We start from the raw sequence: 14,340 nt of genomic DNA on the forward strand, positions 1-14,340 counted from the left end.
AGTGTGGCCGCCGTTCGATCGTCCGTTCGCCACCCGACATGCAGCCGAGCCCGTCCGCCAAGCTTTCTTTTGCCAATACTGCGTTGCATCGCCAGCGCAAGCGTCACGCGTGGCGCCTCAAGCCACTCGTGCATGCCGCCGCACTGACGCTGCTGGCGGCCAATGCGCACGCAGCGCCACGGGCCTTCAGTGGCGCTTGGTTCGCAGAACGCGGGGCGGCACAGAACACGGCAGCGGCCACGGGGCGCCTGCCCAACGGCACGCCGGTCGCGCTGCTGAACGATCCTCAGCAGCAATCGCAACAGGCGCGCCAACAGTTGCAGCAGTCGCTTGCCAACCTCAACGGTGTGGCCGCAGCCATCGCCGCGCAGCAGGCGGCACAGAATGCGGCGCGGCAAGCCGCGCTCAGCGGCCCCTCCGACGTGCCCGACGGTCTGGCGGACGGCGGCCTGAAAGTCGACACGAATTCGCTCACGCGCGGCTGGGTCAACGCCAATGCGCCGGTGCAGTCCAACAAGGACGGCCGCGTGAACGTGGCCATCCGGCAGACCGACGACAAGGCGGTGCTGAACTGGGAGACCTTCAACGTCGGCCGCAACACGACGGTGGAATTCCAGCAGCAGTCCAACTGGTCGGCACTGAACCGGGTGAACGATCCGAATGGGCGGCCGAGCGAGATTCGCGGCCAGATCAAGGCCGACGGTACGGTGCTTATCGTCAACCGCAACGGTGTGGTTTTCACCGGCAGCAGCCAGGTCAATACGCGCAACCTCGTGGCTGCCGCTGCCAACATCACCGACGAGCAGTTTCGCAAGGGCCTGTACGGTGACAATGCCACGCCCACGTTCACGAACGCGGGCGGCAAGGTCAAGGTGGAAGCCGGTGCGCAGATCACCACGCAGACGCCGCAGTCCGTGACGCAGGGCGGCGGCTACGTGCTGCTGGTGGGCACCGAAGTCGAGAACGCAGGCACGATCACCACGCCCAAGGGCCAGACGCAACTGGCCGCGGGCGACAACTTCATCATCCGCAAGGGCGTGGGCACGGACGGCAATACGCCGTCCACCACGCGCGGCAACGAGATTGCGCCGCAGTTCGTCGCCAACAGCACGGCCGGCCATGTCGTCAACAACGGCCTGATCGTCGCCAACCAGGGCGACATCACGCTGGCTGGGCGTGATGTCGTGCAGAACGGCGTGGCGGTCTCCACCAGCACCGTCAATACGCGCGGCACGATCCATCTGCTGAACTCGGCCACCGATACGCAGGGGCGAGTGTCGATGGGGCAGGGCGCAACCACGGCCATCCTGATCGAGCAGGACGGCAGTACCGCGCTCGATAGCCAGCGCAACGCGCTGCTGCAGGAATCCGCTGCGCAAGACAAGGTGCGTGCGGATACCGCGCAAGGTGTGTTCGACAACCTCTCGCGCTTGTCGGACCGGCGCGACCAATCGCGCATCGAGATCGTCTCGGGCGGTGACGTGTTCTTTGCCGACAGCTCGCTCTCGCTCGCCACGGGCGGGCAGATCCAGGTGAGCGCTGCACGCCGCACGCTGGTGAATGACCGCGCGCGGCTGGACGTGGGCGGCGCGGTGGGCGTGCAGGTGTCGATGGAATCCAACAACGTTGCCGTGAACGTGCAGGGCAACGAGCAGCGCGATGCCCCCGGCAACCGTGACAGCGGCGCGCTGAACAACGCGACGGTCTGGATCGACCGCCGCCGCCTCATCTACGTGCCCGCCAAGCCCGGCGTCTATGACAAGGATCGCTACTACACCGCCGGCGGCCTGCTGGAAGTGGGTGGCTACCTCGACAACGCCGGCCACAGCATCGGCGAGTGGGCGGCACAGGGCGGCACCGTCACGCTGGGCGGCAAGGAAGTCGTCACGCAGCGTGGGTCGTCGATCAACCTGTCGGGCGGTTCGTTGGATGTGCAGAGCGGCTACCTGCGCCAGACTTTCCTCAAGGGGCGTGACGGACAGCTTTACGATGCGTCGTCCGCGCCGATGGACGTGCTGTATAGCGGCGTCTATCAGGGTTTTGAAGCAGCGCATCCGCGCTGGGGCAACAAGACCACCGAGTACTACTACAGCCCGTTGATCGCACCGCGCCAGAAGTTGGAGAACGGCTATACGGCCGGGCGCGATGCCGGCCAGCTGATCCTCTCCACGCCGACCGCGGTGGTGGATGGCGACATCGTCAGCGCCGTCTACAACGGGCCGCGCCAGAACCAGGCGCACGTGCCCGGCGCGGCCGATGGCTACGGCCAGGCGCAGACCGCCGTGGCCATTCCGGCCACGCTGCGCATCGGCCGTTACGACGCGTACGGACTTGCCGGCGCTTACGACACGCAAGTGCGCATTGGCGAAGTGGCCGCGGCGGCACCGATCTCGCTCAAGGACGCGCTGCCGGCAGACCGCGTCAACACCATTCAGCTCGATGCTCAGCGCCTGAACGACATGGGGCTGGGTGGGCTCGCCATCGCCACGCAGGGCAATGTGTCGATCGACAAGCGCCTGGCGTTGGCCGATGGCGGCACGGTCTCGGTGTCTGCATCGTCCATCGATGTGAATGCAGACGTGGTGGCGCACGGCGGCAACGTTGCGTTCAGCAATGTGCTGCGTGCTGCCAACCCGGCCACGCAAGCGGCGCCGCTCACCAAGGATGGCAAGTCGCGCATCGCGCTCGGCAAGGATGCGACGGTGGATGTGAGCGGCCTGTGGGTGAACGGCGCGCTGGATCCGACCGCGGTGGCCGGCATGGCATGGCTCAACGGCGGCAACGTCAGCATGGAAGGCGTGCAGGGCATTGCGCTGGCCGGCGGCAGCACGATCGATGTGTCGTCGGGCGCGGGCATTCTCGCCAGCGGTACCGTGCGCGGCGGCAAGGGCGGCAACCTGACGCTGACCGCCAACACGCCGCCGTTTGCGCCCGCAACGGCGGATGGCAGCACGCTGCAACTCGGCAGCACGCTCAAAGGCTACGGCGTAAGCAGCGGCGGCACGCTCACGGTGGCGGCCGACAAGGTGCTCATTTCCGACGGCACGGGTGCACAGGCGGGGCAATTGCTGCTCACGCCCGATTTCTTCCGCCAGGGTTTCTCCGCCTATGACGTGAACGGGTACCGTGGCCTGAACGTCGCGCCGGGCACGGCATTGAATGTGGAAATGCCGGTCTACTTCGTGCCCGACGCCGCGCGCAAGATCGCCACCGGTGCACGCCCGGCCGACGTGCTCACGCTGTGGACGCCGCCGGTGTATCAGGAGAATGCGGTCAACGCCAAGCTGATCCAGCGTGGCGGGGCGAGCCTGACCCTGGAGTCGAACAGCAGCCTGAACCAGACAGTGGGATCGCACCTGCAGGTCGGCGAAGGCGCGCGGATTGTGGTGGACCCGGGCCAGACGGTGACGTTGCAGACGCCGGGGCAGATCACGATTGATGGTTCGATTACGGCGCCGGGCGGCACGATCAAGGTGCTGCAGATGAACGCTGCGGACGCGGCCAACGGGCGCGCGGATTACGCCGACCTTGCCCGTTCGATCTGGATCGGCGATCACGCCGTTCTGGATGTGAGTGCACGTGCCGTCCATGCGGTGGACACCCTTGGCCGTCGCTATGGTGAGGCGGGTAACGGCGGCACCATTGCAATCGGCCCGAAAGGCCCGGCAACGGCCAACGGCACTGCCCCCGCCGCCAATGCGTTCATCGTGATTCGGCCAGGCGCGTTGCTGGATGCGTCCGGTACGCACACCACCGTAGATGTGTTGGAAGGCGCAGGCGCATTGCCCGCTTTCGGGCAGGCGTCTCGACCTGTCGAGTTGGCGGGGGACGGTGGAACGATTTCGTTGGCATCGTTTGCAGGGCTGCAGATTGATGGAACCTTGCGCGCTTTCGCTGGCAGCGCGGCGGCTGCAGGCGGCACGCTGTCGCTCACGTTGGAGACGCCGCATTACCTGGCTGCCGAGGGGGTGCCATTTCCCAGTGCAGTCGTTGTGCCGCGCGAGTTGGAGATCGGCTCGACACATCGGTCGGCGTTGCCGGCAGATCTGCGTCCGGGAGAGTCGAGCGCCGCGCTTGCGTTCGGCAAGGCCCGCATCGGCATGGACCAGATCGGAGCCGGCGGCTTTGACGCACTCTCGGTCTATGCCGACATGATTACGTTCGATGGGTCGGTCAACGTCTCAATGGGTCGCAGCCTGCAGGTACAGAGCAACGCGCTGTCTGCTCGCGACGGTGCATCTGCCGTCCATCTTGCGGCGCCTTACATCAGATTTGGCAACACCCTGGTTGGCGAAAATAGCGCGATCTACCCGCTCGTGGGCGGTGCGATCGATCCCGCGCAGCGACTGCGGATCGGCTCAATACAGCCGGTGCCGACAAGCGCTGCACTAACGGTCGATGCCAATATGATCGACCTGGGGTTCCTCTACACCGCGGGCGTAAACGGAACGGTTGCCCAGTACCAGCAGTCACCGTTGCAGGTGACGCGTGCGGGGTTCGACACGCTTACGCTCAACAGCGCGGGGGATATTCGAGTCAACCTCGGCGGCGGTGCTTCCCGTCAGGTCACGCTGAATGCTGCTCAGGTCTATCCAGTCAGCGCAAGCCTGGGCAGGCTGGTGGCCACGGAACATCTCACGCTCGGCCGCACCGCACAGGGCACGCCCGATATGCCGGACAGCGTTTTCGGCACGCTCTTGTTGAACGCGCCCACCATTGATCAAGGTGGCGTATTGCGCGCGCCGCTGGGGAATCTGCTGCTCGGTACAAACAACCAGATCGATTTGCCCACGCCCACGATCCGCATCAATCTGCTCCCGGGCAGTCTGACTTCAGTAAGCGGCGCGGGTCTGGTACTGCCTTACGGTGGTACGACCGACGGGGTCGCTTACACCTACAACGGCGCGCCGATCACGGGCGCTGCAGCCATTGACATCTTCCATTCGAACATCCTGCGCCTGACGGGCCAATCGTTCGACGTGGCTCCGGGCGCAGTGCTGGACCTCTCCGGCGGCGGCACGATCGCCGGTGCAGGGTTTGTCAGCGGCCGTGGTGGATCGGTCAACGTACTGGCAACGCCATTGATCAACGCCAACCCGGCGCTGACCTACAGCGCCAGCAATAACGGCGTATATGCCATCGTGCCCGGTTATCGCAGCAGCTACGCACCATTCAGCAGTGCGGGCGGGATGGCGGATGTTGGTCGCCAGATCACGATCGGCGACGGTGTCCCCGGGCTGGCGCCGGGCGTCTATACCTTGCTGCCCGCGGCCTATGCGTTGATGCCGGGGGCATACCGCATCGAGCTGGGGCAGACCAACCCGCTTGCGACTGGCGCCACCACATTGGGCGGAGGCTCATGGTTGGCAGGCGGAATCCTTAGCACGGCCAATACCGGTGTTCAATCGCCATTGCCCTCGCAGATCATCGTCACGCCTGGCAGCGTGGTGCGTCAGCTGTCTCAGTACAACGAGACCAGCTATGCCGATTTCGTCCGGGCGAACGCGAAGCTGTTCAGCGCAGCCAGGCCGTTGCTGCCCTCTGACGGCAGGACACTGGAATTGCTGTACAGCAATACAACGACCGATACTCCAGCGCTCCGATTTGCCGGCACTGCGCGTTTTGACGCCGCGCCGGGCGGGTATGGCGGTACGTTGTCCGCCGATACCATGGGTACGGCAAGGTCGATCGAGATTACTTCAGGGGCAACCGGGGCCACGCCGGGTTTCGTTTCCATGGAGGCCAACGCGCTCAATGCGATGGCTCCCGCCCGGATGGTCATCGGCGGAGGTGTGCAAGCACAGGGCGCCGTGCAGAGCGATCTGGCCGGCAATACCGACAGTGTGTTCGTCCGTTCCGGCGCCAGCCTGAGCGCGCGCGAGGTGCTCCTACTGGCGCAGGCAGGCGGCATCACTGTCGAGGACGGCGCTCGCATCAGCACCTTGGGGCGGGGCGCGGACACTCCGCGGCCGTCCACGGACGGCTACGTCTACTCGACCTCTGCCAATCTCGTGGCGGTTTCCAATGGGTTGCTCAACGTGGTCCAAGGACAACCCCTGGGGAGTTCGAATGGCGTTTCGATCGGAAAGTCCGAGTTGTATGGAGAGGGCTCGCTGCTGTTCTCTACCCGCGGCAACGGTCAACTGACGCTGAGCGACGGCGCCCGCTACGGCGCAAAGTACCTCACGCTCTCGATGCCCAGCATCAACATCGGCGAGCAGGCAGCACTGGATGCTGCCGTCAACGTGCTTCCGAACGGTTTGCGCCTGAATCAGGATTTGCTCACCCGTCTGCTTGCGGGCAATACGGGCATTGGCGTGCCCAAGCTTGAAAACCTCGTGCTGACGGCCTCGCAGTCGGTCAACTTCTACGGCACCACGGCGCTCAATACGATTGATCCGCTGACGGGCAAATCGTCGCTGGCGTCGTTCGTGCTCAATACGCCGGCCATCTACGGCGTGGGCAATGCCGGTGACGTTGCCACCATCACGACTGACAAGCTGGTGTGGAACGGCGTGAGCGATGGTGTCATTCGGGCGGCCAATCAAGCGCCGTCGAGCGCAAAACCGGGCGGAGTCATCGCGGGTGGCGCCGGCACCGGCAGTGGCACGCTGAACCTCGTTGCCCGCGACGTGGTGTTCGGCTACGGCCCGTTCAGTCAGCCCGACACGCAAGTCACACTGGATCGCCTGGTGCTCGGCTTTGCCAACACGAACGTGCAGGCCAGCGACAAGATCACGGCAAACAATCGCAATACCTTGTCGGTGTATCAATCGCAGGGCGCATATCAAGCGGGTACCGGCTACCAGTACAGCGGTGGCAATCTCAATCTCATTGCACCGCTGCTGACGGGCGAGTCCGGCTCCATCAACCGCTTCACGGCAGGCGGAGCGCTCAACGTTGCTGCGCCAAGGGGGGCGGGTACCGTCAGCACCGATGCACTCGGTGCTGAGATCGGCCTCAAGGGCAACACCGTCAACGTCGCCAGCGCCATCGTGCTGCCGAGCGGCAAACTGACGATTTCCGGTGACAACGGCGTCACGCTGGCCGACGCATCGCGCATCGACGTAGCGGGGCGCGCCGTGCCGATGAACGACGTCACCAAGTACAGCGCTGGCGGCGACGTGCTGATCGACAGCGCACACGGCAACGTGAGCCAGGCGGCGGGCGCGGTCATCGATGTCTCCGCACAGAACAACCATGCGGGCAGCGTGTCAGTCACCGCATTGGATGCTGGAGGGGGCCGCGTCGATCTGGCCGGCACCATTCGTGGGACGGCAAGCGGCCGCTACGACGCGGGCGGTACCGATGTGCCATGGCAAGCCGGCAGCGTCGATGTGCGCGCACAAGTGCTGAACGACTTCGCCGGCTTGAACCAGCGCCTGACGACGAACGGCGTCACCGGCTCACGCAGCTTCCAGATCAAGCAGGGCGATCTCTCCATTGGTGACGAGCTGAAGGCGAATGCAATCAACATCTCGCTCGACGGCGGCAGCCTGACCGTCAACGGCCGTGTCGATGCCAGTGGCGACCAGCCGGGCACGATTCGACTGGCGGCGCGCAATGGGCTGACGCTCGGCGCGGGTTCCGTGCTGGATGCTCACGGTACGCGTTTGCGTGTCGACAGCTACGGTTTGCCCATCGACGCGCCCAACCGCGGCATCGTTGAGCTGCGCGCCACAGAAGGGCGCCTGACACTGGCGCCCGGTGCGGTCATCGATGTGCGCGCCGCTGACAACGTGGCGCGCGGCACGGTCACGCTCAGCGCGCCGCGCATCGGTGCAGACGCCCAGGGCGACATGGCGATCGACGCGTCTGGCGCGGTCGACATCCGCGGCGCCAGGAGCATCGCCGTGCAGGGTTTCCGCCGCTACGGCAACGCGCCGCTCGAAACGGCGCCCACGGTGGACGGCAAGCCCACCCAGGTCATCACGCAGGGCTGGATGGACGGCGTCGATGCTGACAGCCGCACCTTCATCAATGCCGCGTGGAACAACGCCGATCTGCAGGCGCGCCTCGCTGGCCTGAAAACCTATGGCGGCGCGTACCACCTGCGGCCCGGCGTTGAGATCGTCAGCGCCACGCCGGACGGCAATCTGCTCGTGCGCGGTGATCTGGATTTCTCGGGCTACCGCTATGGCCCGAATGTCGATCCGGGCGTGCGTGGTTCGGGCGAACCCGGCGCGCTGGTGATTCGGGCGGGAGGCAAGCTGCAGGTGCTCGGCAGCATCAACGATGGCTTTGCGCCGCCGCCGGCGACGCAGGATGATGCAGGCTGGCTGCTGACCTCCGGCAAGCAGCCCTACGGCAACGACATCATCGTGCCCCGCAGCGGCATCACACTGGCCGACGGCACGCTGTTTGCCCCCGGCACGATGCTCAACTACGACGTGCCGCTGCGCTCGTTCACGCTGCCGGCCAACACAACGGTGCCTGCCAGCCTGACCTTGGGCCAGGTGCTGAACCTGCCTGCCGGCACGGTGCTGCGTGCCGCCGTGCGCGATGCAACCGGCAATGTGGTGTACCCCGCCGGCACGGTCTTGCGGCAGGACACCGCGCTCGCGGCCGGCATGGTGCTGGATGCAGGCAGCGTGGTCGCTACGCCCGTGTCGGTGGCTTCGATTGTCTGGCCGAAGGGTGTGTCGATGGCAGCGCCGTTGGGCACACCCGGCATTGCGCTGGACGGTGCATTGGCCCTGCCAGTGGGGGCGCTGATCCCCGGCTCTGCCGATGTGAAGCTGCCCGGCGACGTCAAGTTTGTCGAGCTGCGCGATACGGTGAACGGTTCGCAGGGCAGCAACTGGGCGATTGCGCCCATGTTGAAGGCGGGCACTGAGTCGTGGTCGATGCGGTTGGTGAGCGGGGCGGATATCAGCGCAGCAGACAGCCGCGCGGTGCGGCCCGACGCGAAGCAAGCCGGTCATCTCGTGTTGGGAGATGCGCATTTGTCTGCACAGGCTGTGGCGACTGAGCCGGGTTGGCAGTTCACGCAGGCTGCCCAGGATGCGGGGTTCGGTACTGCCGGGGACACCATTCCTCCCGAACTGGTTGATTTCTACCTGACCTTCTTTCCCGATTTTTGTGCGCCTAAACCCGGCGAAACCATTCTGAGTCCCCGTTTTCCACTCTTCAGCGTGCTGCGCACCGGAACCGGCGATCTCGACCTCGTCAGCGGCGGCAGCATCGACATGCGTTCCACCTACGGCGTCTACACGGCCGGAACGCAATCCGCATCGTTGCTCGACAGCAGTGGCAGCAACCCCTACAACCAGCGACGCGGCACCGAGCGTACAACCGGCAACTCGGTCCTTGGCGCTGACGGTGCTGCATATGAACCGTTCGTCAACGGCGATCCGGCAACCAGCCTGTACCAAGCGTGGTATCCAGAGCGCGGCGGCAATGTTGTGCTCTCCGCGCAAGGTGCCATCACCGGGCACACGTTGGGAAGCGGTCCGACCTTCAGTAATAACCCTGGCGATTGGCTTTGGCGCCAGGGCGGTACGGGTTCGGGCCTTCCTACGGCATGGTGGGTGAATTTCGGCACGTACGTGTTATCGGCGCCGAATAGCAGTACGGCAGCTTCCCCACGGCTCGTGGGCTTCACGGGAATTGGCGCACTGGGTGGTGGCAACGTTCAGGTGATTGCGGGCGGTGACGTCGGTGTGCAATCGGACCCGGGTGCTCGATCGCAGCCGACAAGCGAAGCACTGAACGTGGCCGTGGCCAGCACGGGGCGAATTGGTACGGACGGAAAACCCGTGCTGACCGGCGGGGGCGACCTGCAGCTCGATACACAGGGCGCGATCAATCCGCTGGACTCAGCTTTCCGCAAGTCATACCTCAATAGCCCCGATATCAATGGTGTGCTGACGAACCTGCGCGGCAACCTGAGCGTGGAAGCGGGCGCCATTGGTCGCCTGGAGCTGACATATGGATCCGCGATTCCAAACGACCCGCGCGGGCAGGATGTCTTTGCCGCCACCAAAGCAACGCCGCTGGGCGGGCTGACGATCGTGCCGGGCGATGCGACGGTCAATATGTCGAGCCGTGGGGATCTGGTGCTCGCTGCAGTGGGGGATGCGGGCCGCCTCACCCAGATGAATGCCACACCGTATCTGCCGACGTTGGGCGGCACGCTGACGCCACAAACGGGTGGTGGCTACAGCTGGTTCTCGCTGTGGACCGACAAGACGGCGCTGAACCTGTTCTCCGCTGGCGGTAACCTCACACCCACCACGCAGAGCCTTGATTCCTCGGTGGCAGCGGGTGTCGGCGCTGCAACGGACGGTCGCTTCGTCTATCCGGGCACGCTGCGGGCAAGTGCGGCGCGAGGCAACGTGTACTACGGCGGCGGAAGTGGTAGCGTTGCCAACACATCGCTCGTGCTCGCGCCCGCTCCGTTCGGCCAGTTGGAAATTCTGGCCAACGGTTCGCTGTATGCAAACGGCTACGGAATCACCCAGTCCGGCGCATCGCAAAATGCGCTCGTCACGCCGTTCAACCCAGGTTTCATTGGCTATGGCATCGGCGCGGGCACTGTGCTGTTGGTAGACAACACCAGCGCAGACGGCACGGCTGCCTCGCGGGGAAGCGGTGGAGCGTTGTTCGCGTTTGGCCCCGATACGGCTTCCGGCACGTTGCACGCGAACGATAGCGAGCCAGCACGTTTCTATGCGGTGAATGGCGACATTGTCGGACTGCGCACCGGCGAGATATTGGATTTCACCAATGGCGGCCAGAATGCTTCGCCGAAATCTCTGAAGAATTGGTATGTCGCAGCCAAGCCGACCTGGATTCTGGCCGGCAGGGACATCGTGGGTGCCGGCACCCCGCCAGGCACATCCACACCGACCGGCTTCTCCGCCACGACTTCCACCGGCAACCTCCTCCTCAACAACAACCCCAACGACATCTCCGTCGTCTCTGCAGGCCGCGACATCCTCTTCGGCAACTTCCGCGTCGCCGGCCCCGGCACGCTGGAAGTTACTGCGGGCCGCAACCTGTATCAGGCGGACAAGGGTTTGCTGGAAAGCATCGGTCGCATCGGAACGGGCATCTCCGTCAACGCGGGGGACCGCAGCAGCGGCGCGGGCATCAGCGTGATGGCGGGCGCGGGCGCAGCAGGCGCGGACTTCTCGACGTTCGCGCGCCGCTACCTCGACGCGGCCAACCTGGCCAACCCCAATGCGCCGCTGGCCGACCAGGCAGGCAAGGTCGTCAAGACGTACGACAAGGAACTGCTCGACTGGCTGCAAACACGCTTTGGCTACACCGGCCCGCAAGACGGCGCGCTCGCGTTCTACCTGGGCTTGCCGGCGGAGCAGCAACGCGTGTTTGCGCGCTCGGTGTACTTCAGTGAACTGCGCGCAGGCGGCCGCGAATACAACGACCCAGGCAGCCGCCGCTTCGGCAGTTACCTGCGCGGGCGCCAGGCCATCGCATCGCTGTTCCCCGACAAGGATGCCGAAGGCCGGCCGATCCAGCGCGAGGGCACGATCACGATGTTTGGGCCCTCGGGCATCCGCACGGATTTCGGCGGCGCCCTCCAGGCGCTCACGCCGGGCGGCCAGCTCATCGTAGGTGTGGAGGGGCAGGTACCGCCGGCCACGTCGGGCCTGCTCACGCAGGGCGCGGGCGACATCCAGGTCTATTCCAAAGACAGCGTGCTGCTGGGTCTGTCGCGCATGATGAGCACGTTTGGCGGCGGCATTCTTGTGTGGTCGGCCGAAGGCGATATCAACGCGGGGCGCGGGTCGAAAACGTCGCTGCTCTACACGCCGCCGCTGCGGGTGTACGACAGCGTGGGCAACGTCACGCTGTCGCCACAGGTGCCGAGTTCAGGCGCGGGCATTGCCACGCTCAACCCGATTCCGGAAGTGCCGCGCGGTGACGTGGACCTGATCGCGCCGCTCGGCACGGTGGACCCCGGCGAAGCGGGCATCCGCGTGTCAGGCGACATCAACGTGGCGGCGCTGCGCGTGGTGAATGCGGCCAACATTCAGGTGCAGGGCGAATCGCGCGGTGTGCCGACGGTGGCGTTGGTCAACGTGGGGGCGCTCAACTCGGCCGGTGCCGCAGCCAACTCGGCCACGCAGGCGGCGCAAGACGTGATGCGCCAGCAGCAGGCTGCAGCGCGTAACGGCTTGCCTTCCATCATCACCGTGCAGGTGCTCGGCTACGGTGGCACGGGCGGGGCGAGCGGCGATGGCGGCGAGGGCGGTAATGGCGCACCGAAGGCTCCGGAGCCCGAACGCCAGGACCGCTCCAGTTACGACCCCGGGAGCGCCTTCCAGATGATCGGCAATGGCGAGCTGAACGAGCGCCAGAAGATGCGGCTCACCGCTGCCGAGCGTAAAAACCTGTGATGCCATAAGCGGCAGGCAAGCGTTCTTCATCGACGCGTCATCGTGTGGTCATACACCGCGCGATGCCCACCAAGCTGCGGCGCACCGCGTTATGTGGATGCGCCGCAGCGTCAATCTTCATGCGCCTTCATGGTCCGCGTGCCATGTCGCCATGACAACGCACGCAGCGCTCCATGAACTTTGCGTGACATCACAAAATGTTTGCGGATTTGCGTTTCAGCAAACGTCATTCCTGTGAAGACCGACGGCTGACGAACGACGCGGCCGGCCGGCGCACAACACACGAATGATGCCGAATCGGCACCGAGCCAACGCATGTCCGAGTTCAACCAACGCTGCAAACAACGCCGCAACCAACGCAGGTCTGGGGGGAGTGTCCGGCTGGCAGTCCTGATGCTGCTGTTGCCGGGCGTGGCTCTGGCGCAAGAGCCGACCCCGCCCGCTGCCGCATCGGTTGCTGCGCCCACCGCCGAGCCCGCACCGCAACGCAAGGTCAACATCAACGAGTACGTCGTGCGCGGCAACACGATGCTCGACGTGCGCACCATCGAGAAGACCGTCACGCCGTTTCTCGGGCCCGATCGCACGCTCAAGGACATTGAAGACGCACGTGCTGCGCTGCTGGCGGTGTATCAGGCCAAGGGCTATCAATCCGTCTATGTCGATCTGCCCGAACAGCAGGTGACCGGCGGCGTGGTGATCCTGCAGGTGAACGAAACACGCGTGGGCCGCGTGCGTGTAACGGGCGCCGAGTACACCTCGCCCCGCATCGTGCGTGAAGCGGTGCCGGCGCTGCAGGAAGGCAAAGTGCCCGATTTTGCGCAGGCGCAGAACGAGCTGGCAACGCTCAACCGCGCAGACCGCCAGGTGATTCCGGTGGTGCGCCAGGGCGCGCTGCCCGGCACGATGGATGTTGACCTGAAGGTGGATGACAAATCGCCGGTGCATGCCAGCATTGGCCTGAACAACGATCACAGCGCTGATACGCGCCCGCTGCGCATGACGGCCTCCGTGAGCCACGACAACCTGTGGCAGCTTGGCCATCGCGCATCGCTGTCGTTCTTCGGTGCGCCGCAAGACTTCAGCCAGGCGCGGGTGTGGTCGGGTGCTTACACGGCACCGATTCCCGATACCAACTGGAGCCTGGAGTTCTCCGGCTACAAATCCGACAGCAACGTCGCGACGGTCGGCGGCACCAGCGTGCTCGGCAAGGGCCATGCAGTAGGCGTCAAGGCCAACTACGTGCTGCCGATGGCGGGCGCGTGGTGGCAGCAGCTCGGCGTCGGTATCGACTTCAAGGACAACGCCGAGAGCCTGCGCTTCGGCAGCACGAGCGACCACGTGCCGCTCAAGTACGCGCCCATCTCGCTCTACTACACCGGCTATCGGCAAACCGAGCGCGACACGCTCAGCTTGAACCTGACCGCCACCGCCGGCACGCGCAGCCTGTTCGGTTACGGCAGCAGTGAAGAGGCCTACGACTACAAACGTGTGAACGCGCGTTCGAGCTTCCTCGTTTTCAAGGCCGACGCCACCGAGACGCACACCTTCCAGGGCGGCTCGCAAGCGGTGGTGCGCGTGGCAGGGCAGTTGTCGGATTCGCCGCTCGTTTCCAGCGAGCAGTTTGCCGCTGGCGGCATGAGCAGCGTGCGCGGTTATCTGTCGGCGGAGACCACGGGCGACTATGGCGCGCTTGCCTCGCTCGAATGGCGCACCGCACCGTTCAACAAATTCGCGCCTGCACTGGATGAACTGCGCTTCTACCTCTTTACCGATGCGGCCTACTTGCGCCTGAGGCAGCCGCAGGTGGAGCAGGCCAGCAGCTTCACGCTCGCCTCGCTGGGATTCGGCACCAGCTTCAAATTGACCGACTACGTGCGCGGCCGTCTCGAGTTCGGTTATCCGCTGCGCGACGGCCCGAGCACGCGGGCGCATTCGCCCAGCGTGAACTTCAGCGTGAACGCAAGTTACTGAG

At 65.3% G+C, this 14,340-nt stretch carries 2 protein-coding genes; both read left to right on the forward strand.

Annotated elements, in window-relative coordinates; genetic code table 11:
• Positions 1-38 precede the first annotated feature (38 nt).
• Positions 39-12,365: a filamentous haemagglutinin family protein gene (locus tag R2676_RS11645; protein WP_206274709.1), complete on the forward strand. Its 12,327-nt coding sequence runs from the start codon at positions 39-41 to the stop codon at positions 12,363-12,365.
• Positions 12,366-12,758: 393 nt separating this feature from the next.
• Positions 12,759-14,339, forward strand: a complete 1,581-nt coding sequence (locus R2676_RS11650) for a ShlB/FhaC/HecB family hemolysin secretion/activation protein (RefSeq protein ID WP_316857171.1) — start codon at positions 12,759-12,761, stop codon at positions 14,337-14,339.
• Position 14,340: the final 1 nt, after the last annotated feature.

Origin of the sequence: Ralstonia flatus (genome assembly GCF_958439105.1) — a bacterium.
Taxonomy (GTDB): domain Bacteria; phylum Pseudomonadota; class Gammaproteobacteria; order Burkholderiales; family Burkholderiaceae; genus Ralstonia; species Ralstonia flatus.